Raw genomic sequence first — 22,378 nt, 5'->3', positions numbered from 1 at the left:
CGGCGCGCGCGATGCAGATGACACCTAAGTCTGCGATTTCGTCGCTCTCTCTGGGGCTGCAGGCGGTCCTCGTCCTTCTTCTGGTCGCCGCCTGCACCACGCCACCGGACCATCCGCAGCGCGTGTCGATGTCCGGGACACTGAATTTTCGCGATGCCGGCGGCTACGACACCGTCGACGGCAAGCGGGTCAAACAGGGCGTGCTCTTTCGCTCCGACCATCTGGCCGAACTCAACACCGCGGACCTCGACATCGTTTCCGATCTCGGAGTCCGGACCGTCTTCGACCTGCGTCACGACTACGAGCGCTCGGCCTATCCGAGCCGCCTGCCCTCAGAGGGCGCCGTCGAGGTCGTCGAGGTCCCGGTCTACTATCCCCCGCTCGACCGCCGGGAATCGCGGCGCAAGATCCTCGCGGGCGAAGTCGAGAACGGGCATTTCCAGGAGCTCATGATCGAGGCGAACCGTGCCTTCGCCCTCGACTTCAATGACCAATGGGCCGGACTCATCCGCAGGCTGGCGGCGCCGGGCGCCCGTCCGGCCGTGATCCATTGTGCCGACGGCAAGGACCGCACCGGATTTGCGGTCGCGGTGGTGCTGAGCGCGGTCGGCGTTCCGCGCGAGACGGTCTACGAGGACTTCCTGCTGAGCAATGTCTTCCTCGAGCGCCGAACGAGGCTCTATGCCTTCCTCGCGTCCTTCGGGTCTCTGTTCCGGGTGCCGAGGAGCGAGGTGCGGCCGCTTCTCGAGGTTCGCCGTGCGTATCTCGAGGCCGCCTTCGCCGCGATCGACGAGCGCTACGGCTCCTTCGACGCCTATCTTCGCGACGGCCTGGACCTCGACGAAGCCACCCTGGCCCGCTTGCGGACGGTCCTGACCGAGTGACGGCCGTGGCGCCGGGCGCGACCGGCGTCAGTCGGCGGGGCGGGTGGCGATGGCGGCGCGGTAGTCGTCCAGCGCGCGCTCGGCGGCGGCGTAGTCGTACTCGAGATCGAGAATGCTCTCTTCCACCGTGATCTTCTCTTCCGCCAGCTGCTTGAGCTCGATCACCAAGGCGGCGCGTTCGCTGGGCGGGATCCCCGGCGAGATCAGAAGCGCGGTGTTCTCCGCCACCAGATGTTCGATCTCGTCCGCGCGGGCACGGGCCCGGTCCAGCTCCTGGCCGATGCGGTTGAGCTCCCGGCGCCGCTCGTAGAGACCGAAGCCCTCGGCATGGGCGGCCAGGAAATCCGCCTCGAGCTCGGTCGGGCAGACTCCGGAATAGCGGCGGCCCCGGGCGCCGAGGCTGTAGCCGTTCTGCGGCCGGCAGTAGTGCGCCAGGCCCGCCTTCCGGCCGGCGAGGTAGCCGTCGAAGTCGGCGGCCACGCCGTGCTCGGCGCAGGCCCGCCGATGCTGGCCGAAGGCCTGCGGGCTGAGGCCCTTGGCCCCGTCCTCGTAGCCGATGGCGCGCCAGTCGGCCACGCTGCATTCCTCGGCACTCATGCCTGAGCAGCCGGAAACCGCGAGCAGGAAAAGAAGAAGGAACAGGGGTCGCATGGCGGGCCTCGCTTTCGCGCCAGCCTAGGCGCCCAGACCTTAAGGCCAGCTTAAGCGGCGTTTAACCGCCGAGGCCGGCGGCCTGCGCGCCTTTCCGCGGGTCTGAGGACAAAATGGGCCGAGCCTGCCAGGTAGGCGCCGCAGGACAAGAATGAGTCCCTATCAACGCTCCTTGGTATAGGGACCGCTGTGGTAGCGTTAACCAAAGTTAACAACAACCGGGGACCCGTCCTGGAAACGCTCGCGCGCACGACGAAAGGGGAGAAATCGGACATGACGAGTGCGATTGCCATCCATCCGGCCGTGGATCAGGGCCTGACCCCCGCCGATCCGAGCTTCGAAGGCGGCATGCTGCTGTGCAGATGCCGGGACAACCCGGTCGAGGTTCGGGTCGAGGGACAGTGCCTGCACAACCACGTCTGCGGCTGCACCAAGTGCTGGAAACCCCAGGGCGCGGTCTTCTCGCAGATCGCGGTGGTGCCGCGCGAGCGGGTCAGCGTGACCGCCAACGCCGGCAAGCTCCAGGTCGTGGATGCCGCGGCGGCGATCCGACGCCACGCCTGCCGGGACTGCGGCGTGCACATGCTCGGGCGGATCGAGAACAAGGAGCATCCCTTCTACGGCCTGGACTTCATCCACACCGAGCTCTCGGAGGACCGGGGCTGGGCGCCGCCGGAGTTCGCCGCCTTCGTCTCCTCGGTCATCGAGTCCGGCACGCGGCCGAGCGAGATGGAGGGGATCCGGGCGCGGCTGAGGGAGCTGGGGTTGGAGCCCTACGACTGCCTCTCGCCGCCCCTGATGGATGTGATCGCGATCCACGCCGCCAAGGCCAAGGGCGTCTTCGCGGGCTGAATGCGGCTGTGTCGCGGCTCGGGAGGGAGCCATGGTCGAAAGCGAGACCGGCAGAGTCGCCATCGTCACCGGCGGCGGCCGGGGCATGGGGGCGGCCATCGCGCGAGAGCTGGCGGCGCGGGGCTACCGCCTGGCGATCCTGACGCCCTCGGAGAGCGGGCCAAGGGTGGCGAAGGACCTGGGCGGCCTGGGGCTGCGCGGCTCGGTGGCCGAGCCGGCCGACCTGAAGGCCCTGGTCGCGCGCACCCTCGAGGCCTACGGGCGCATCGACGCTTTGGTCAACAACCCGGGCCACCTGCCGGCCGGCGAGCTTCTGGAAATCCCGGACGAGACTTGGACAGAGTCCTTCCAACTGGTGCTGATGAGCGTGATCTGGATGAGCCGGCTGGTGACGCCGGTCATGATCCGCCAGGGCGGCGGCGCCATCGTCAACGTCACCACGGCCTCGACCTTCGAGCCGACCCTGCGCTTCCCGGTCTCGGCGACCTTCCGCGCCGGGATCAGCGCCTTCACCAAGCTGCACGCCGACCGCTACTCTGGCCAGGGCGTGCGCATGAACTGCCTGCTGCCCGGCGCCATCGACTCCATCGCACACCGGGAGGACCGGCCGGACGGCATCGCCCTGCGGCGGATCGGGACGGTCGCCGAGGTCGCCAAGGCGACGGCCTTCCTGCTGTCGGACGCTGCCGGCTACATCGTCGGCCAGAGCCTGCGCGTCGACGGCGGCGAGACCCGGCACGTGTGAGAGATGGGCGACGCTGTCTAGTCTTCACGCTTCCAGGTCGCCATCACACTCGCTGTCATCACCGGAGCGCCTGCGCGCGGCGCTTCGCGCGATCCGGTGATCCATGACCAAAGCTAGGCGTCAAGCGGCGCCATGGATTGCCGGGTCAAGCCCGGCAATGACAGATGTGGAAATGGAGGGACCGGCGCCAAATCCGCTGACGGGTCGTGGTCCGCGGCGGCTCCACTAAAACCCGACCGCGTCGCCGCCCTTGAGGCTGAGCATGGCGCGAGCGTCCTCCGGCGCGGCGACCTCGAGGGAGAGGCCTTCCAGGACCTGGCGGATCTTCATGACCTGCTCGGCGTTGGACTTGGCCAGGGTGCCGGGGCCGCTCCACAGCGAGTCCTCCAGGCCGACCCGGACGTTGGCGCCCATGGCCGCGCCCAGGGTGGCGAGCGGAATCTGGTTGCGCCCGGCGCCCAGGATCGACCACTGGTAGTCGCGGCCAAAGAGCCGGTCCGCCGTGCGGCGCATGTGCATGAGGTCCTCGGGATGGGTGCCGATGCCACCCAGGATGCCGAAGACGCTCTGCACGAAGAGCGGCGGCTGGACCAGGCCGCGGTCGAGGAAATGCGCCAAGTTGTAGAGGTGGCCGATGTCGTAGCACTCGAACTCGAAGCGGGTGCCGTTGGCGCCGCAGGACGTCAAGATGTACTCGATGTCCTTGTAGGTGTTCTTGAACACCAGGTCGCGGCTTTTCTCCAGGTGCTGGCGCTCCCAGTCGTGCCGGAACTCGGTGAAGCGGCCCAGCATGGGGAAGAGCCCGAAGTTCATCGAACCCATGTTGAGCGAGGCGACCTCGGGCTGGCACTGCAGGGCCGGCTGCAGGCGTTCCTCGATGGTCATGCGCGGCGCGCCGCCGGTGGTGATGTTGACCACGGCGTTGGTCGACTGCTTGATGCGCGGCAGGAACTGGCGGAAGACCTCCGGGTCCTGGGTCGGCCGGCCGTCCTCCGGATCGCGGGCGTGCAGGTGCAGGACCGTGGCCCCGGCCTCGGCGGCGGCGATGGCCGCCTCGGCGATCTCGTCCGGGGTCACCGGCAGGTGGGGCGACATCGAGGGCGTGTGGATCGATCCGGTGACGGCGCAGGTTATGATGACTTTGCGCGGGCTGGCCATGTTGTTTCTCCCCCTTGGCGGATGACGGCGACCGCCGAGATCCGTGGTTTGGTCATCACACTATCCGATGGCGTGACCGGGATTGGTCCGAGTCTGTCCGTTCTAGACCGGAACGGCCAATTCCAAACGCCTCCTCCCCCTTGATGGGGGAGGATACAGGAGGGGGTGGCGGCCGTCAGGCCTCACTGGGAGGCTCAGCGCCTGGTTCTCGCTGCGCGACACCCCCCTCCCTACCCTCCCCCACAAGGGGGGAGGGGATTGAGCCTTCGCGATCCACATTCAAGGCTCGTACGGCTAGTCACCGATCTCTCTCGCGGCCCTGTGCTTGTGGGCGGCCAGGGCCATGAGGCGGCGGTCGCGCCAGGCCTGGCGTTCGCCCAGGCCATTCTTCGGCAAGGCTTCGCGGCGCGCCGCCTCCAGGCCGGCGTCCAATGCCGCCGTCCAGTCGCAGGGGACCTTTTGCGACGGCACGAGGCGCTGGCAGAGCGGCTCGTAGCGCTCGACGTACTGGCGGATGCCCTCGGGCGCGTTGAGGTCGATGGTCTCGAAGGGGCCCATGAAGCTCCAGCGCGGGCCGAGCCCCCCGGCCATGGCGCGGTCAAGGTCGGCGGCCGAAACGTAGCCCTCGGCGACCAGGCGGAAGGCTTCGCAGAGCACGGCGGCCTGCAGCCGGTTGAGGACGAAGCCGTCGAGCTCCTTGCACAGGACCACAGTGTCTTGGCCGACCGCCTCGAGGACCCGGCGGGCGGTGTCGACCGCGGCCGGCGCGGTCCAGGGCGCCGGCACGATCTCGACCGCCGGCAGCAGGTAGGGCGGGTTGATCGGATGGGCGACCAGGCAGCGGGCCCGGCCGGGCAGGGTCTCGGTGAAGGCCGAGGGCACGAAGCCCGACGTCGAGCTGGCGATGACCGCCTCCGGCCCGGCCAGCTCGTCGATGGCGGCGGTGATCTCGATCTTGGTCTCCAGCACCTCGGGCGCGGATTCCTGGACGTAGCCGGCGCCCTCCAGCGCGGCAGCGAGCTCGGGCGCCACCTCGATGCGGGCCAGGACCGCCGCCGGCGCCTGGCCGCCGAGCAGCCCCGCCTCGGCGAGGTCGTCGAGCATCGCCGGGATCAGGTCCAGGGCGGCCGCCGCCGCGCCCGGCTGCGCATCCCAGAGCGCGACCCGGCGGCCGCCGCGGGCGAAGGCGACGGCCCAAGCCCGGCCGATCAGCCCGGTCCCGACGAGGGCGATCTTGTCTGCGGTCATGGCCCTTGCCTCCCCGAGATCACGGCTCAGTCCCTGCGGTTCAAGCTGTCGAAGGTCTCGCCCCGCTCGACCAGGTCGACCAGCAGCCTGGCCGGACGCCAGGACCGGGGGTCCTCGGCTTCGAAGCCGCGGATGTCGGCGAGGATCCTGTCGAGACCCTGCATGTCGGCGTACTTCATCGGGCCGCCGCGCCAGCGCGGGAAGCCGTAGCCGTAGAGCAGGGTGACGTCGACGTCCAGAGGCCGGGGCGCGATCCCTTCCTCGACCACCTTTGCGCCCTCGTTGATCATGGCGGCGAGGTAGCGGCGGACGATCTCCTCTTCCGAGAAGTCCCGCGGGGTGATGCCCTTCTTCGCGCGTTCCTCGGCGATGATGGCCTCGACCTCGGGGTCGGGCTCGCCCCTGCGGGATCCTTCCGCGTAAAGGTAGTAGCCGCGCCCGGTCTTCTGGCCGAACCAGCCCCGCTCGCAGATCCGGTCGGCGATCTCGACGTAACGCGCCTCCGGGTCGCGGGTCGGCGCCAAGCGCTTGCGGTTGGCCCAGCCGATGTCGAGCCCGGCCAGGTCGGCGACCGCATAGGGCCCCATCGGGAAGCCGAAGTTCAACAGCGCGGCGTCGATGGCGTAGGGCGAGGCGCCGTCCTCGACCATGTAGTCGGCCTGACGCCGGTAGACCGAGAGGATGCGGTTGCCGATGAAGCCGTCGCAGACCCCGGCGCGCACCGCGACCTTGCCCAAGCGCCTGGCCAGGGCGAAGCCGCTGGCGACGATCTCCGGCAGCGTTTTTTCGGCGACCACGACCTCCAGCAGCTTCATGACGTGGGCCGGCGAGAAGAAGTGCAGGCCGATCACGTCCTGCGGCCGCGCGGTGACGGCGGCGATCTCGTCGATGTCCAGGTAGGAGGTGTTGCTGGCCAGGATCGCGCCCGGCTTGAGGGCCGCGTCGAGCCGCTGGAAGACCTGCTTCTTGACCGCCATGTCCTCGAAGACCGCCTCGATGGCGAGGTCGACCTCGGCCAGCGCGGAATAATCGAGGGCCGTGGCGAACTTGCCGTCCAGCAGGGCGTCCCTGGCCTCGGCGGTCATCCTGCCGCGCTTGACCCCGCCGTCGAGGATACGCGCGACGTTGTCTCGGCCGCGGGCCAGGCTCTCCGCGTCGCGCTCGACCAGGGTCACCGGCAAGCCGGCGGTCAGCAGCGCGACCGCGATGCCGGCCCCCATGGTGCCGCCGCCGATCACGCCGGCCGCGGCGATCTCGCGCGGATCGGCCGTGGATTCGGGGATCTTGCGGACCTCGCGCTCGGCGAAGAAGGCGTGGATCAGGCCCGCCCGCTGGGGCGAGTCCATGCACTCCAGGAAGAGCTCGCGCTCGCGCTTCAGGCCTTCGGCGAAGGGCAGGGTCACGGCGGCCTCGACCGCCTCGACGCACTTGAAGGGCGAGAAGAGGCCGCGGGCCTTCTTCTCCAGCGCCTTGCGGGCCTCGTCGAAGAGCGCGGGATTGGCGCGGTCGGCGGCAATCCTCTCCTCGACCTCGCCGCTGCGCCGGACCGGGCGGCCCTCGGCCAGGACCGTCTCGGCGAAGGCGAGGCCGGCGGCGACCGGGTCCGCATCCTCGGCGACCTCGTCGATCAGGCCCAGGGCCAAGGCCTCCTCGGCAGCGACCTGGCGGCCGGAGGTGATCAGCTCCAGCGCCGTCTCGGCGCCGATCAGCCGCGGCGTGCGCTGGGTGCCGCCGGCGCCGGGGATCAGGCCGAGCGAGACCTCGGGCAGGCCGACCTTGGCGCCGGGCACTGCGACCCTGTAGTGGCAGCCCAAGGCGACCTCGAGCCCACCGCCCAGGGCCGTGCCGTGCAGGGCTGCGATCACCGGCTTTTCAGCGGCCTCCATCCTGTTGACCACCTCGGGCAGGGAGGGCGGCTGCGGCGGCTTGCCGAACTCGCGGATGTCGGCGCCGGCGATGAAGGTGCGCCCGGCCCCGGCGACGACCAGGGCTTCGACCCCGGCCTCGGCCTGGGCGGCGGCCACGGCCTCGTCGAGGCCCTGGCGCACCGCCTGGCTCAGCGCATTGACCGGCGGATTGTCGACGGTGATGATCGCGATCCTGCCGCGGCGTTCGGTGGTGACGGGCCCTGCCATCTGCCTCCTCCCAAAGGTCCGCAGGGAGTGTAGCGGGCGCCGCCGGGGACTTCACGCCTTTGGAGCCGGCGCCCTTGTGCGAGTCACGTTGCCCGATGCTATGCTGCCCGCGGGTCGTGATAAGTCAGCACAGAGAGTTCACAGGAGGTCAGTATGAGCGAGACAAAGTCGGAGCGTCCAAGCCTGACGGCGGCGGAGCTGCGCCAGCACATGTCCGAACTGGAGATGGAGCGGATCGAGAAGCAGGAGCGCAAGCGCAGGGCCGCCGAGCAGGCGATGTCAGACTTCGTCGAGCAGTTCACCAAGAACCACCTTTCCGACGCGGAGGTCGCGCAGATGCTCACCAAGGCCCGCCAGGCCGCCGAACGCGGTCTGACGGAGGTGATGGTGATGAGGTTCCCGTCGAGCCTCTGCGAGGACCACGGCCGCGCGATCAACAACAACGAGACCGACTGGCCGGAGACGCTGCCGGGAAAGGCGCGGGACCTCTACGAGCTCTGGAAGACCGAGGGCCGGGACAAGGGCTTCAGGATGACGGCGATGATCGTCGATTTTCCCGACGGCAAGCCCGGCGACGTCGGCCTGTTCATCAACTGGGCGCCCTGAGCGCGGCCTGGCCGCCCCCTTCGCCCTAGTCGACCCAGCCCAGCAGGTCGCGGATCGCCGACCAACGCGGCGGCTGCACCTGCTTGGTCCGACCTTGGATCCAATAGTCGTAGAGTTCGTCGATGCCACCGCTCTGCTTCTCGATCAGGAGCCAGGCGTTCATAGCCCGCAGCAGAACCGGTCGGTCTCGCGCGACCAGGTACACGACGGGAGCCTGCATGACCGGCCGCGGGACGACGGCCGTGAAGTTCGGAAAGAGGATGGTCCAGGCCGACCCTTCCTCCGCCGTGTCCAGGAAGGCATCCGCCCCCTCGCCACCGCTCTCGAAGTACTGGGCCTGGTCCTTAAATGACGGGAGCCGGACGATGTTCGCCTCGGGCAATCGGATCCAGATGTCTCTCGGCAGGGTCTGAAATGCGCTGGACGCGATCGTGATCTCCCCCTGGTTCCTGACCGCCTGCCAGGTCGCGAAATCTCTACGCCGATGATCGGGCACCAGGAACGAAAGGGTCACCGTATTGAAAGGATCCGTCTCCGCCGCCGACTCCATTCTCGTCAAGCCCATGGCCACGGAATTGAAGACGACGTCGCAGTAGCCGGAATCGAGTTGCTGCGGACCGCTCTTCAGTCTCGCGAGGGGCCGGAATTCGAGGCTGAGAGTCAGGCGTTCGGCGAGTCGGTGCGCCATCTCGATGTCGAAGCCGACCAGCTCGCCGTCGGCATTGAAGAACGACAGCGGGTAGTTGCCGGGCAGATAGCAGACCCGAAGGACGCCGCTGTCGATGATCTGGGAATAGGATCGAGGTCCGGCCGCCTCGGCCTCCGTCGGCGGCTCCCTGTGGATGACCGCCGGCTGGGGGCGGCGCAGGAGCTGCAGGCCTCTGAGGGCCTGGTCCTTGGTGTAGGGCACGACGAGGACGTGGGTGTAGAAGGCGCGCACGCCGACCAGCACCGCGGCAATCAACAGGACACCGACGATAACCACGCGCAGCAGCGGCCAAAGCCGCGGACGCCAGATACCGCGGAGGAAGAAGGTTCCAATCATGGCGATGGTCGCGTAGTGCATCGCCGACACAAGGGTCCCGAAGCGGCTGATGATCACGTCGACCGACAGGAACACCTGGAATAGATCACGAGACAGCTCGGCCAGCTCGAGGACGAAGGGGATGGCCAGGGCCGTGCCGCCGAACAGGCTGGCGACGCCCGCAAAGGTCAAGGAGGGATAGTGTGCCGGCGAAACCGCCGAACCGATGTACCAGCCCGCGAAGAGAACGAAGGCCAGCGACATGACGTTGCCGATGGTCGGAAAGCTGAAGAAGGTCGGGATCAGAACATCGACCGATGACTCGGCCTCTTCCTCGTCCTCGGGCCAAGCGGCGTGCCTGTCGGCCTCGGCCACAAGGTTCTTGCAGATTTCCGCCAGCATTGGCAGCACGACGAGCGAGCTGCCGGTCGCGAAGGCGGTTATCAGCGGCGTGCGAAGCTGGCGCAGAATGTAGCCGTGGCGAAGCGGCGTCACGCAGGCGACCAGGCCAGGCAGGAGCCATAGTCCGAGCGTCAACAAGATCAAGACCATGATCACGACATAGACCTGCAGTCGGGCCAGATCGCCGAAGCTCAAAGTGCCGGCGGTGCTCGCGATCAGCGCGAAGACGCCCAGCGGTGCGAGCTTGGCCACGAAGCCGGTGACCTTCGACAGGGTCTCGGCGATTGCCGAGAGCGGTTCGATCAGAACTTCCTTCCTCCTCACGCCGATCAGCGCAAGTCCGATCATGATACTGAACACGACGACCGCCGGAACGAGCGCGTTGGCCAAGGAATAGAAGGGGTTCGAGGGAATGTAGAGTTCCAGGAAATCAGGGACGGGTCTGGCCTCGATCGAGCTCTTCTGGAAGAAGGAACGCGACGGCCAATTCGGAAACGAAAGCGGCAAGAGAAGCACCAGCGCCATGCCGGTCGCCCAGAGCGTCAACAGGACGCTGCCGCCCGCGGCCGCGAGTTTCTTGACCTCGTCATAGCTGAGGCGCCCCAAGCCGGTGATCAGCGCCACGACGATGTAGGGTATGACCGTGATCTGAAGCAGCCGGATGAAGGCCTGCCCGACGATCCTCAGCGGCGCGACGATTTCGCCGAAGAACATACCGACCGCCACGCCGAATACCAGACCCAGCAAGACCTGTGTGGCGAGCGGGATCCGCGCCGACTTGCGTGTCTCCCTGGTCACCCTTCTTTGCCCTTCCCTTGAGGCGGCGCGCCGACCGCGATTCGGCTGGCGTTTCCGAAAACGCCAGTCTAGACCAAGTCTCGACCGGATCGACCCCTCAGACCCGGAGCAAAGCCGTCGGCATCTGCAGCTCGCTAAGCCTATAGGCCGCGGTTCTCGCTCGCTCGGCCGGCCTTTGCGGTCTAGCCGCCGGCCTCGCTGAAAAGCAGAGCCCTGGTGAGGCCCCAGGGATCGACACCGAAGAGGACCGGATGCAGGGCGAGCGCGGCCGCCCAGAGGGCGAAGCCCAGGCCGGCGCCGAGCAGCGCGGGTCGATCGAGCCCGCCGGGGCCCGAAGTCAGGCGGCGCCACTTCGCCGCGCCCAAACGCATTTTCTTGCGCCGCTCGACCGCCCGGGCGCCGATCAGCGCGAAGAGCGCCGAGCCGGCGAAGAGCAGAAGGCCTGGCCAGTCGCCGTTGGCCGGGATATGGGCGAGCCCCCAAAGCCCGAGCCCCCAGATCAGGGGATGCCGGACCCAGCCGACGATGCCCGGCCTGTCGGGGTCGAAGCCCTCGGCGCGGAAGGCGACGGAGAGCGGATTGCGGACGACGGCCCCGATGCCGATCAGCGCGAAGGCGACGGCGCTGACGATCAGGGCGAAGGGGTAGGCCCAGCCCGGCGACGGCCAGAGCCAGACGCGCGGGCTCTCGAGCAGCGCGACGATCACCCAGGCGAGCAGCGCGACGGAAAGGGCCGAATAGGCCGTGAGGTAGCCGCGCCGCCCCAGGCGTTCGATCAGGAACGGCCTGACGCCGGTCCGCGCGATCGCGACGTGGCTGAGGAGGAAGACGCCCATGGCGATCGCGACGTCCATAGCGCCTGAACTCCGATAACGGAACGAGGACGAACCGAGCCCTGCGCAGGCCGGCAGAGAGCGATGAATAGCCGCAGGCGTCGCCCCAGCGCAAGGCTCGGCGCGGGGCCGTGCCCGCGGCCTGCAGATGTGGAGCCGCTCCGCTACAGTGGCGCTTCTGCTCAACAGTGGGAGGGAGTCATGGCCTTGAGCGACTACAGGACGGCCCTGGTGACGGGCGCGTCGAGCGGGATCGGGCGGGCGACGGCCCGGGCCCTGGCGGAACGGGGGCTAGAGGTCCACGCGGTGGCGCGGCGGGCGGAGCGCCTGGCCGAGCTGGCCGAGACGGTCGGCGCCGCCGCGGGGACCATCGTCCCGGTCGCGCTCGACCTGCGCGACAGCGGGGCGCTCTACGACCGCCTCGCCGGCCTGGAGGTCGACGTGCTGGTCAACAACGCCGGGACCGGCCGCGGCTTCGAGGGCGTCTGCAAAGCCTCGGCCGAGGACATCGAAACGACCCTGGGGACCAACGTGGTGGCGGTCTATCACCTGCTGCGCGCGCTCTTGCCCGGGATGGTCGCGCGCAAGCGCGGCCACGTGGTCAACATCGGCTCGACCGCCGGGCTCTATCCGATCACCTCGGCGATCTACGGCGGCAGCAAGGGCGCGGTCCACATGCTGGGCCCGAACCTGCGCCTGGAACTGCGCGGCAGCGGGGTGCGGGTGACCGAGGTCTGCCCCGGCCGGGTCGAGACCGAGATCTTCGACGTCGCCTTCGACGACCCCGCGGTCGCGGCCAAGGTCAAGGACAGCGGCATCGAGGACCTGCAGCCCGAGGACGTCGCCGGCGCCATCCTCTACGCCCTCGACACCCCCTGGCGGGTCAACATCTCGACCCTGGAGATCGTGCCGAACGAGCAGAGCTACGGCGGCCTGCACATGGCGCCGGCGGCGCGGGGGTGACGGTCGGTGCAGGGTGAGCGGACCGCCGATCGGCGCCGAGGCACGATCGGCCTTGCATGGCGCTTCTTCACTCGGAGTCCTGAACGGTCACCGTTACACCTGAATACTTCCTGGCCCGGATGAACTGTCCGAGGGCTTCATTGACGACGACAAGAGGTCGATGCTCATACAGGCATTGGATCGGCTTCGACTCGTCGAAAGAGGTCCGATCGACGATTTTTCGGCGCCTCACCTGAGGTCGGCCACAGACGTCGCATCGTTGATGCTCAACCGAGGGCGCAAGCCTCGCGGTCGGCGGCACTTCGAGCTCGACGAGCGGCTCGCCCGGCCCCTCATGCCCGAACCATCTCCGCCCCCTGAAGGTCTTGAACGTCAGGTCCGCGCGGGCGCCGGCAAGCGGGAAACCAGCCCTTCGGATCTCCTCGAACACGGATTCGCGCAGAAACACACTGGAAAGCAGACCCCACGTGAAATCATTTACGGGGCCGCGCAACTCGCCCTTGAGGGGTCCGAAGCTGGTTCCAGGCATTACAGGCCGGTCCGGACCCAAAAGGGGCTTCAGCATGTCTCGGACGGAGGCGTATTCGTCAACAGTCATGGGGTCTGGTCCCTTCCGTCGAAAATCTACCTTTCCTAGCTCGAGGAATTTTCCGACGTCCTCGCCCAAGGCGGCCACCTCCGCGCATCCGATCGTTGGGTAACGAAACCCGCCGCCCCACTGTGTGCACACCGGACAATCCACCCCTGCCAAAGAGCCCTCAACGTGGCCGAACACATCAACGGTTCCTGCGGGACCCGGTTTGATTCTGTAGACGCGCATATGGACTTGCGATCTTCGATGGACACGACGTCAGGCGGCGGTGCGACGCCAGCCCGGTCAGGCTGGATCCCAGTCGGGAGAGAACTCGAAATCGCAGATCCGCGCGCCGCGCGATCCGAGGGCGGAGATCGAGGTGACCTCCTCGTCCGACAACGAAAAGTCGAAGACCTGCAGGTTCTCCGCGATCCGCTCGGGCCGCGACGACCGCGGGATGGCGGCGACGCCGGACTGCTGAACATGCCAGCGCAGGACGATCTGTGCCGGGCTCCTGTCGAGCCGCTGCGCCGCCGCGGCGATCGCGGGCTCTGACGCCAGCTCGCTGCCGCGCGCCAGGGGACAATAGGAAACCATAGCAATACCGTGGGCCCGGCAGGCCGCCAGCAACCTGTCCTGGCTGAGGAAGGGATGATACTCGACCTGATTGCAGGCCAAGGGCGCCTTCGAGAGCTTCACGGCCGCCTCCAGGAGCGCCACCGGGAAATTCGATACCCCGATGTGGCGCGCGTAGCCCCGGTCGCGGACGTCGTTCAGCGCCGCGATCGATTCCGCCAGCGGAACCCCGCGCGACGGCCAATGGATGAGAACGAGATCCAGATAGCCGGCGTCCAGGCGCTCGAGGCTCGCTTCGACCGAGCGCTGCAGGTCGCCCGCCGCGATGTCCGTGTGCCAGACCTTCGTGGTCAGGAAGATTTCGTTCCGTGGCGTGCCGGACATGCGGATCCCCGCGCCGACGCCGGCCTCGTTCTGGTACATCGCGGCGGTGTCGATGTGGCGGTAGCCGATGCCGATGGCCTCCGAGACCAGGCGCGTTGCCGTCTCGTCGTCATAGGTCCAGGTTCCCAGCCCGATGGCCGGGATGTCCGCGCCGTTCGCCGGCAGCCTGTGCACCGAAACCGTCATCTTCGCCTTCCAAACACCGCCAAGAGCCGCCGGCCACAGGGCCGCCGTCTTTCCGCGGCAACGCCCTGCGGTCTCCGTCGCGAGTTCGGGGAAGGAAACTCTCCGCACCTGAACCCTTCGACCGAGACCCCGCCAAGGCTAAAGGGACGCGCGGCAGCTTGCCAAGTGCAATTCCATTGGCGGATTTCGAGGCCTGCAGCCTGAAGGCCTGTCCTGACCCCGAGTCGGCAGGGCGATGCCGTTGCAGGCTATCCGGAGCCGAGGGAGTCAATGTAACCTTGCCGCCAAACCCCTTGTGGAGCGCACTGCATGATCGGACGCGGCCGCGTCTGGGCGAGATGCTGCGCTCACACCTGGAACTCGGGGCGCCGAACCCGGCGAGATGGACGGCATGGCGGTTCCATCAGATCGGACAGCGGCCGAGATCGCTTACCGCCGGACGCAAAGACCCAGGATGGACGTGCTTTCCGAAGTCTCGGACATCACGGAGCCCTTCGGCGCGCTCGCGAGTCCAGGCATGCATGGCTTTGCCGCGTGAGGAAAGTGAGGTTCTCGGGACTTCAGGACTTACCAGATCCGGATAGAGCACCGCCATGAGAGAGCTTAAGGTAGCTTCTCCGCCTGTGGACGGCCTCAGGCCGATCCATGGTTTCGATCTCGATCACGGGTGCGACAATGGCTAAGTTTCGGCGCAAGACCCGCAAGGCGTTCTGCCTGGTGATGATCAAGCCGTCGCACTATGACGACGACGGCTACGTCATACAGTGGCTGCGCTCTTGGATCCCCTCCAATTCGCTGGCTGCGATCTACGGATTGGCGGTCGATTGCCGTGCGCGGAGAGTGCTGGGCGACAACGTGGACCTGGAGTTGACGGCCCTCGACGAGACCAACGCCCGCATCAAGCCGGCAAAGATCATCCGGCGGATAAGGAAAGCCGGCGGCCGCGGCCTGGTCGCCCTCGTCGGCGTGCAGTCAAACCAGTTCCCGCGCGCCATGGACATCGCGCGACCGCTGCGCGCAGCCGGCGTCCAGGTCTGTATCGGCGGGTTCCACGTGTCCGGTTGCCTGGCGATGCTGCCCGGCCTCACGCCCGAGTTGCGTGAGGCGCAAGATCTTGGGATCTCCCTGTTTGCGGGAGAGGCCGAGGAAGGTCGCATGGCGGAAGTGCTCGGCGACGCCTACCGGGGCGCACTCAAGCCGGTCTACAACCACCTAGGGGCGGTTCCCGACTTGCAGGGTGCGGCCCTGCCCTTCCTGCCCTATGCGCGCGTCCGGCGCACCATCGGCGCACAGTCGAGCTTCGATGCCGGGCGCGGTTGCCCCTTCCAATGCTCGTTCTGCACCATCATCAATGTCCAGGGCCGCAAGTCGCGTTTCCGCGACGCCGACGCCGTCGAGCAGATCGTCCGCGACAACCTGGCTCAGGGGGTCGACCATTTCTTCATCACGGACGACAACCTCGCACGCAACAAGAACTGGGAAGCGATCTTCGACCGCTTGATCGATCTGCGGGAGAAGGAAGGGCTCCCGATCCGCTTCCTCGTACAGGTCGATACGCTGTGCCACAAGATCCCGAACTTCGTCGAAAAGGCGGGGCGAGCCGGCATCGACCGCGTGTTCATTGGCCTGGAGAACATCAATCCGGAAAGCCTGGTCGGGGTCTCCAAGCGGCAAAACCGGATCACCGAATACCGCGCGATGCTCCAGGCCTGGAAGGACATCGGCGCCCGCACCTATGCCGGCTATATCCTCGGCTTCCCGGGCGACAATGCCGAGACGATCGTCCGCGACATCGAGATCATCCAGCGCGAGCTGCCGCTCGACCTTGTCGAGTTCTTCAACCTGACGCCGCTGCCCGGGTCCGCCGATCACCGCGACATGGCCGCCAAGGGCCAATGGATGGCACCCGATCTCAACAGCTACGACCTCAACCATGTCACCATGCAGCATCCGCGGATGAGCGAGGCCGAATGGCAGCGGGCAAATTTCTTGGCGTGGGAGACCTATTACACGCCGGCGCACATGGAGACGGTCATGCGCCGCGCCGCGGCCCGCGGCATCGACGTGACCTGGATCCTCGCCGATCTGCTGTGGTTCTACGGCCTCATCTTCCTGGAGAAGGTACACCCCTTGGAAGGCGGCATCCTGCGGCGCAAGTATCGGCGCGACCGGCGTCCGGGGCTTCCGGTCGAAGACCGACTGAGCTTCTATTGGCATTATGTCGTCGACTTCGCGGTCAAACATGCGCACATCGCGCGAGTCGCGTGGCGGATGAACCGGGTTCGCCGGCAGATCGAGCGTGATCCGCGGCGCGCGGCCTATTCCGACCTGTCCCTCACGCCGGCGGCGGAGGACGAGGCCGTCGAACTGGACCTCTTCAACTCAAGGGAGGCGGCAAAGGCCGAAGTGGTGAAGCGGCGTCGGCGACATGCCAGGGTTCGGGCGCCTCTGCGCAGCGATAGCCGAGCGCAAGGCGTCAGCGGCGGGGCGACCATGACCTCGAGGCGGGCACAAGAGTAGGCTAGAGCACGATGATATGAGGTTGAAGCAACCTCATATCATCGTGCTCTGATCTGTTGAAGTAGAGCGGGATTCAGATTTGAAGTCGATTCGACTTCAAATCATCCCGCTCTATCGGCTCGGCGGCTTCATCCGGTCTCCGGCCGGATCGAAGACGGCGCGTGCCGTGACGGCGCCGCGCCACGTTTCGCCGGCGATGTCGATCTCGACCTGCAGGCCCTCGAGGTCGCGGCTGGGCGCGGTCTGGATGAGCGCAAGCGCGACCGGCCGGCCGACCCGGTAGCCGAAGGCGGCCGAGGTCGACTTGCCGATGATGGCGCCGTCGCGGATGACCGGCTCGTTGCCCAAGGGCACGGCCGCCGGATCGTCGAGCAGGACGCTGACCAGCCGCCGGCCGGGCGGATTTCGCCGCTGTGCTTCCACCGCGGCCCGGCCGATGAAGTCCGTCTGCATCGCCAGCGCGAAGCCGAGGCCGGCCTCGTCCGGCGAGAGATCGCTGTCGAGATCGGGACCGAAGGCGGGGAAGCGCTTTTCGATCCGCATGGAGGTTTGCGCGAGGGCGCCGGCCGGCTTGGCGCCCGCGGCCCGCAAGGCTTGATAGAGCCTGTCCGCCGCCGCGGCCGCGCAGGTCAACTCCCAGCCCGCCTCCCCGACATAGGAAAGGCGCGCGGCGCGGACGGCGACGCCGGCAACTTCGGCGACGCCGTGCCGGAAGTATCCAAGGGCGTTCAGCGCGCCGGCGCCCAAATCCGCCACGATCCGGGAGGCGTCGGGGCCCATCAGGGCGAGGACCGCGAAGGCCTCCGTCTCGTCGGCGATCTCGACCCGCTCGCCCTTTCCCAGGTGCCGATTCAGCCAGGCGAGGTTCCGCTTCAGCGCCGCGGTCCCGACGAAGAGCCGGTAACACTCTTCGGACAGGCGCTGCACGGTCATGTCGCTTTCGATCCCGCCGCGCGGGTTTAGCATCAAGGTGTAGGCCAGGCGGCACGGCGCCCGGTCCATCCGGTTGCTGCAGACTCGATCGAGAAAGCTCTCGGCGTCCGGGCCGCGCACGGCGATCTTGCCGAGAGTCGACTGATCGAAGACCGCGGCGCGCCGGTGGGCCTGCGCCACCTCCGCGCCGACCTGTTCGAAGCAGTCCGGCCGGCCGAAGCTCGGCTTCGGCGCCGTCGGGGATCCGAAGACAAGGGGGCGCTCGAAGCCGGCGACCTGTCCGAAGTAGGCGTCTTCTTCGCACCAGCGCGCGTGCAGCGGCGTCCGGCGCAGACCGCGCGCGCTCGACCACTGGCGGTGCGGATAGGCGATCTCGTAGTGCTTGCCCAGCACCTCCGGCACGCGGGCGGCCAGGACCTCCGCCGAGTCGAAGCAGGCGGGAAAGCGCATGGGATCGGCTTCCTGCAGGTCGAAGGGCAAGTGTCCCGTCGCGATGGCCTGGGCCAGGGCCATGCCGGCGCCGCCACCGGTGGCCACGCCCACCGAGTTCATGCCGCAGCCGAGAAAGAGCCCGGCGGTCTCCGCCGTCTCGCCCAGGAGGAAGCTGCCGTCCGGGGTGAAGCTCTCCGGCCCGTTGAGCAGCATCCGCACCCCTGCGTCTTCGAGCGCCGGCAGCCGGTGCAGCGCCTTGACCATCATCGGCTCGAAGTGATCCCAGTCCTCGGGCAGCAGCTGAAAGGAAAAGTCCTCGCCCAGGCTGTCCGGGTCGATGGCCTTGCCCAGGGGCTCGAAGCAGCCGACCAGAAGGCCGCCGGAGTCGTCGCGGAGGTAGAGATGGCTGTCGTGGTCCGAGAGCGTCGGCAGATTGCCCTCGATCCCCTCGACCGGCCGGGTCAGGAGGTAGAAGTGCTCGCAGGGCCAGAGCGGCACCTGCGCCCCGGCCAGGGCGGCGACCTTGCGGCTCCACAAGCCCGCGCAGAGGGCGACGGCATCGCAGCCGATGCGGCCGCCGGCGGTCTCGACCGCGGCAATCCGCCCGCCCCTGGTAACGATCCCGGTAACCGGCGTGTTCTCGAAGATCCGCGCGCCCGCGGCTCTGGCGCCCTTGACCAGCGCCGCGCAGAGGTCCGAGGGGCTGACCCGCCCGTCCTCGGGCGACCAGACGGCGCCGATCACGTCCGCCGCGTTCATCAGCGGCCAGCGCTCCTTGGCCTCGCCGGCGCCGATGACCTCGGCGCGCAGGCCGTAGAGGCGGGACAAAGCCGCCTGGCGGCGAATGTGCGTGAGTCGGTCCGGGGTCGTCGCGATGGAGATCGAGCCCGCGTTGATCCAGCCGGTCGCCTGTCCGGTTTCCTCCTCGAGCCGGCGATAGAGCGCGATCGAATAGCGGATCAGCTCGGTGAGGTTGCGGGTCGAGCGCAGGGCGCGGACCTGCGCCGCGGAATGCCAAGTCGTGCCCGAGGTGAGCCGGTTGCGCTCGAGCAGGATGGCGTCGCTCACGCCCTGCTTGGCCAGGTGGTAGAGCGTCGAGCAGCCCATGACGCCGCCGCCGATCACGACGACGGAGGCCTGGGCGGGGATGTCCGACTCAGTTCCTGCAGGCGAAGTATCGGTCACGGCCACGCCGATCCACTGCTTGGCACCCCTTCCCCGCCATATGGTCGTCAGGCCTGCTGGAACTCGGCGCCGATGAAATCGCGTAGGGAGATGATGCCGTAGATGTGGTCGTCTTCGACCACCGGCAGATGGCGAAAGCCGATTTCGCTCATGAGCCGCAAGGCGTCCACGGCCGCGGCATTCGGCCCCAAGGTGACCAGCTTCTCCGTCATCACTTCGAAGAGGCGCGTGGTGTCCGGATCGCGCGCCGCGGCCAGCACGCGGTTCAGCGCGTCGCGCTCGGTAAAGATCCCTTGAAGGGTAGATCCCTCCAAGATCAGGACCGCGCCGACCCGCTGCTCGGCCATGAGCCGACAGGCTTCTCGAACCGTCGCGCCACCCGTGAGACAGACCAGGTCCTTCCTCGTGATCAGCTGCCCGACTTCCCGGTGCTTCATGAATGCCTCCCGATCCCAGTGTCACGGCTATGCGGCCCAAGACATCATAATCGCCGGCGGTCGGAGCGGCAAAACTCGGGCGCGGCCCGCTCCGTGAGATTCCGTGTCGAGCGCAAGGCGCGGACCGGCGCTGCCGAAAGCAGGGTCACGAAGGGTCTGAGGGTGATCTGGAGAAGACGACCCCACCGTATCGCAAGAGTACGTCGCAATTCACCGGTTCCGGGTGCTGCACTTCGGCGCCTTCGTGTCCGTCGCCGTGAAGTCGACACGGGCGATTTGCCGAGGCCGGGTCTCGGGGCAGATGACAGCTTTGGGAAGGAGAGAAGCGATGACGCGTTTAGCGGTGTTCTGCATGGCTCTGACGATCGGCGGGAGTGCGGCGGCGATGGCCGCAGATCCGCCAAGCCAGATGAAATCGATCCTGGAAGGCACCAACGCGGCGCAGCACGCGACGAAGGTCGCGGCGGCGCTGCAGGAAGTGGGCTACACCGGGGTCGAGAACACCACCTGCGGCGGGCGAATCTGCGAGGCCCGGGCGCTTTGGGAAGACAAGCCCGTGAAGCTGAGGATCGAACTGAGGACCGGGCGCATCGAAGCGACCGCGCAGTAGGGTTTTCGCGCGGGCGCCGTCGCCAGGGGCGGCCGGCGGGCCGGGCGGCTCAGACCGGCAGGATAAAGTTCTTGAGGAAGCGCACCGCGCCGGTGCCGACGCGGCGGCGGTCACCGGCCTCGGCGACGAAGACCACCATGTCGCCCGGGCTCATCTTGACGTGGACGCCGCTCAGGTAGATGTCGGCAAAACTCTGCTCGGCTTCCAGCTTGAAGCGCGCGGCCCGATGCCAGGCGACGACCCGGTGCACCGGCTTTGACAGGGTCGCATCGGCCTCGTCCACGGTCTCGGCGGCGCCGTCGGTGCGCAGGATCAGCCGGCCGGGGCCCCGCGCCACCCGGTAGAGAAAGCGGCCCATCAGCAGGGTCGGGATCTTGAAGCTGACAAGGGTCGAGAAGCCGACGCTCTTATCGGCGGCGATGAAATCCTTGAAGTGGAAGATCACCTCCTCGCCCGCCGCGAGGTCCCATTCGACGAACTGGCGGACGTCGCCGGTCTTGAAGACGATACGACCCTCGGGCGCGCGCGCCGGGTCGGCCCGGTTCATCAGGTAGACCCCCGAGGCGAGGCGGTTGAGCACGCAGGCGAAGGGCCGCGGCAGGGCGATGCTGGGCGCGATGCCCTCGACCTGCGCCTGCCGGGCGTAGAAGACGCGCTGCTCGCCCTCCAGGGTGTAGCGCTTGCCGTGGACCACGATGCGGCCGCGGGGCATCTCGCTCCCGGGCTCGGCGAACTCGATCACCGCGTTGGGATCGACCGAGGTGAAGACGACCCGGGCGAAGATGAAGAGCAGGCTCTTCAGGAAGGCGAGCACCAGCAGCACAAGCAGGACTCGATCGAAGACGCCGACCAGATCGAAGCCGTTGGCGAGCGCCGCCCGGGTCGCCAGGCGTAGCTGCTCGGTCGTGTCCTCGACCCGCTGCCTCAGCGCCTCCGTGATCTCTGCATCGAGCTCCTCGGCCTCCCCGACCACGTCGTTGACGGCGTCGACGACCGAGCCCCGGGCGCGGCCGATGGCGCCGTTGACCGCGCCCTCGGTGATGTAGAGGACACCCTGCTTAAGCTCGCAGGGCAGCCAGGGGAAATCCGTGCAGCGGACCTTGGGGTTGTAGATCCTGACGTCGGGCAGGGCGGTCTCGACCGCGGCCTCGGCGTCACTGCGAATCTGGTCGGCGGTCTTTGCAGTGCCGTTGGTGTGCTTCAGCAAGGCCTTGTCGATGGCCTCCGCCCGGCCGGCGTAGAGGTATTCGGTGTAGTAGCAGAGATCGCGTTCCAGTTCGGGCGCGGGCGTCACAGCACCGTTTTCGCGGTGGTAGCGGAGGCAGGAGTCGGCCGCCGCGAGCTTCTTGTGGTGGATCTTCAGCTTCCTGGCCGCCTCGGCCTCGCCTTCCAGTGGCCCGAGCTTGCACTGGATGAGCGGGATCCCGGGGTCCGCCACGTCGGGCTGCGGGCCGCTTGGACGCGGCAGCCGCTCCCGATAGGCGCAGAGCGGGCGGTTGTCGTAGGCGGCAGCGGAGACCGCCGAGTCCAGCTTCTGCCGGAGCAGCTCGCCGAAGCCGATCAGCACCAGGATCGGTATCATCAGCACCAGCGACCTGCCCAGCAGCACCGCCGTGCGCCCCATGCCGATCCGCGCGAAGAGCGCCCAGTTCTCGCGGACGAAGCCCACGACGATCCGCGCGACGGCGAAGCTGGCGAGGAAGAAGAGCCACTCGCCCGCGCCGAAATGCGGCTCGACGAGCATCGCCAGCACCAGGAAGCCGACGAAGGCCGCGAAGACCGGCGTGCGGATGACGCGCCGCGGCGAGAGCGCCAGGCAGACGAAGACGACGGAGGTCGAGACGTTGTAGAGCCACTCGCCGAAGAAGTAGCGGCCCGGTTCGAGCAGTGCCGACAGGACACCGTCCAGCGCGATGTCCAGCGGGCCCCGCAGGACGAAAAGCAGCAGCGGCGCCAGCAGGAGCGTGCGCCAGCGCATAAGCCGGCGCAGGGCGAGGGCGAGGCCCAGCGCGAGGGCCAGGAACGCGATCGCGGTGTAGAGCGGGAAACCCGCGACGAGGGGCTCGATGAGCCGTTCCGGCCGGCAGCTGCCCAGGCAGAGCGCGAACTGCTCGATCCAGAAGCGCGGCGCGATCAGGCTGGTCATGATGGCCGGCGTCAGGCCGACCAGGATGACGAACCGAAAGGCCTGCTCGGAAAGGTCGGCGTCTGGCGCGCGCGTCATCGACTGGCTGGTCAAACC

The 22,378-nt window shown here is 68.0% G+C and carries 18 protein-coding genes; 7 read left to right on the top strand and 11 right to left on the bottom strand.

What is annotated here, in order from left to right:
- The first annotated feature begins 17 nt into the window (after positions 1 to 17).
- Positions 18 to 884: a tyrosine-protein phosphatase gene (locus tag QNJ30_15360; protein MDJ0944845.1), complete on the top strand. Its 867-nt coding sequence runs from the start codon at positions 18 to 20 to the stop codon at positions 882 to 884.
- A 27-nt stretch (positions 885 to 911) separates the two neighbouring features.
- Here the strand turns inward: QNJ30_15360 and QNJ30_15355 are convergent, their stop codons facing one another.
- Positions 912 to 1,535, bottom strand: coding sequence for a DUF2799 domain-containing protein (locus QNJ30_15355; GenBank protein MDJ0944844.1), 624 nt, complete (start codon positions 1,533 to 1,535; stop codon positions 912 to 914).
- Between the two features lie 273 nt (positions 1,536 to 1,808).
- Here QNJ30_15355 and gfa point away from each other — a divergent pair, with 273 nt between their 5' ends.
- Positions 1,809 to 2,387 carry an S-(hydroxymethyl)glutathione synthase gene (gfa, locus tag QNJ30_15350; GenBank protein MDJ0944843.1) on the top strand — a complete coding sequence of 193 codons (579 nt, stop codon included), beginning with the start codon at positions 1,809 to 1,811 and terminating at the stop codon, positions 2,385 to 2,387.
- Between the two features lie 31 nt (positions 2,388 to 2,418).
- A complete protein-coding gene (locus tag QNJ30_15345) occupies positions 2,419 to 3,132 on the top strand; it encodes an SDR family oxidoreductase (protein ID MDJ0944842.1) in 714 nt (237 codons plus the stop codon).
- Between the two features lie 225 nt (positions 3,133 to 3,357).
- Here the strand turns inward: QNJ30_15345 and QNJ30_15340 are convergent, their stop codons facing one another.
- The 3 genes from QNJ30_15340 to QNJ30_15330 all read right to left on the bottom strand — a co-directional run bounded on the left by QNJ30_15340 (position 3,358) and on the right by QNJ30_15330 (position 7,673).
- Positions 3,358 to 4,290, bottom strand: coding sequence for a 3-keto-5-aminohexanoate cleavage protein (locus QNJ30_15340; protein MDJ0944841.1), 933 nt, complete (start codon positions 4,288 to 4,290; stop codon positions 3,358 to 3,360).
- Positions 4,291 to 4,584: 294 nt separating this feature from the next.
- Positions 4,585 to 5,538 carry a 3-hydroxyacyl-CoA dehydrogenase gene (locus tag QNJ30_15335; GenBank protein ID MDJ0944840.1) on the bottom strand — a complete coding sequence of 318 codons (954 nt, stop codon included), beginning with the start codon at positions 5,536 to 5,538 and terminating at the stop codon, positions 4,585 to 4,587.
- 26 nt (positions 5,539 to 5,564) lie between these two features.
- Entirely contained in the window at positions 5,565 to 7,673 is a 2,109-nt protein-coding gene (locus tag QNJ30_15330; GenBank protein MDJ0944839.1) for a 3-hydroxyacyl-CoA dehydrogenase NAD-binding domain-containing protein, read from the bottom strand.
- A gap of 153 nt (positions 7,674 to 7,826) precedes the next feature.
- Between QNJ30_15330 and QNJ30_15325 the strand changes: the two genes are divergently transcribed.
- Positions 7,827 to 8,279, top strand: coding sequence for a hypothetical protein (locus QNJ30_15325; protein ID MDJ0944838.1), 453 nt, complete (start codon positions 7,827 to 7,829; stop codon positions 8,277 to 8,279).
- Between the two features lie 25 nt (positions 8,280 to 8,304).
- Here QNJ30_15325 and QNJ30_15320 read toward each other — a convergent pair whose 3' ends face one another.
- Together QNJ30_15320 and QNJ30_15315 are read right to left on the bottom strand one after the other, a co-directional pair.
- A complete protein-coding gene (locus QNJ30_15320; GenBank protein MDJ0944837.1) occupies positions 8,305 to 10,503 on the bottom strand; it encodes a cation:dicarboxylase symporter family transporter in 2,199 nt (732 codons plus the stop codon).
- A gap of 182 nt (positions 10,504 to 10,685) precedes the next feature.
- Positions 10,686 to 11,357 carry an NnrU family protein gene (locus tag QNJ30_15315; protein MDJ0944836.1) on the bottom strand — a complete coding sequence of 224 codons (672 nt, stop codon included), beginning with the start codon at positions 11,355 to 11,357 and terminating at the stop codon, positions 10,686 to 10,688.
- Between the two features lie 180 nt (positions 11,358 to 11,537).
- Here QNJ30_15315 and QNJ30_15310 point away from each other — a divergent pair, with 180 nt between their 5' ends.
- Positions 11,538 to 12,299 carry an SDR family oxidoreductase gene (locus QNJ30_15310; protein MDJ0944835.1) on the top strand — a complete coding sequence of 254 codons (762 nt, stop codon included), beginning with the start codon at positions 11,538 to 11,540 and terminating at the stop codon, positions 12,297 to 12,299.
- A gap of 67 nt (positions 12,300 to 12,366) precedes the next feature.
- Here QNJ30_15310 and QNJ30_15305 read toward each other — a convergent pair whose 3' ends face one another.
- Complete coding sequence (locus QNJ30_15305; GenBank protein ID MDJ0944834.1) at positions 12,367 to 13,119, bottom strand: double-CXXCG motif protein; 753 nt, start codon at positions 13,117 to 13,119, stop codon at positions 12,367 to 12,369.
- A 57-nt stretch (positions 13,120 to 13,176) separates the two neighbouring features.
- On the bottom strand, positions 13,177 to 14,019 hold the full coding sequence (locus tag QNJ30_15300; protein ID MDJ0944833.1) for an aldo/keto reductase: 843 nt from the start codon (positions 14,017 to 14,019) through the stop codon (positions 13,177 to 13,179).
- Between the two features lie 675 nt (positions 14,020 to 14,694).
- Here QNJ30_15300 and QNJ30_15295 point away from each other — a divergent pair.
- Positions 14,695 to 16,539 (top strand): radical SAM protein, encoded by a 1,845-nt coding sequence (locus tag QNJ30_15295; GenBank protein MDJ0944832.1) that lies wholly within the window; start codon positions 14,695 to 14,697, stop codon positions 16,537 to 16,539.
- 111 nt (positions 16,540 to 16,650) lie between these two features.
- On the opposite strand, the gene QNJ30_15290 is transcribed toward QNJ30_15295, so the two are convergent.
- The gene (locus QNJ30_15290) at positions 16,651 to 19,089 is read right to left on the bottom strand and encodes an FAD-dependent oxidoreductase (GenBank protein ID MDJ0944831.1); all 2,439 of its coding nucleotides are present in this window, start codon (positions 19,087 to 19,089) and stop codon (positions 16,651 to 16,653) included.
- A 47-nt stretch (positions 19,090 to 19,136) separates the two neighbouring features.
- On the bottom strand, positions 19,137 to 19,526 hold the full coding sequence (locus QNJ30_15285) for a CBS domain-containing protein (protein ID MDJ0944830.1): 390 nt from the start codon (positions 19,524 to 19,526) through the stop codon (positions 19,137 to 19,139).
- Positions 19,527 to 19,854: 328 nt separating this feature from the next.
- Between QNJ30_15285 and QNJ30_15280 the strand changes: the two genes are divergently transcribed.
- Positions 19,855 to 20,136, top strand: coding sequence for a hypothetical protein (locus QNJ30_15280; GenBank protein ID MDJ0944829.1), 282 nt, complete (start codon positions 19,855 to 19,857; stop codon positions 20,134 to 20,136).
- A gap of 49 nt (positions 20,137 to 20,185) precedes the next feature.
- On the opposite strand, the gene QNJ30_15275 is transcribed toward QNJ30_15280, so the two are convergent.
- Positions 20,186 to 22,360 (bottom strand): hypothetical protein, encoded by a 2,175-nt coding sequence (locus QNJ30_15275; protein ID MDJ0944828.1) that lies wholly within the window; start codon positions 22,358 to 22,360, stop codon positions 20,186 to 20,188.
- Positions 22,361 to 22,378 lie beyond the last annotated feature (18 nt).

It is taken from the genome of Kiloniellales bacterium (assembly GCA_030066685.1).
In the GTDB taxonomy this organism is placed as follows: Bacteria; Pseudomonadota; Alphaproteobacteria; order Kiloniellales; family JAKSBE01; genus JAKSBE01.
This window is presented reverse-complemented; position numbering and strand designations above follow the sequence as displayed.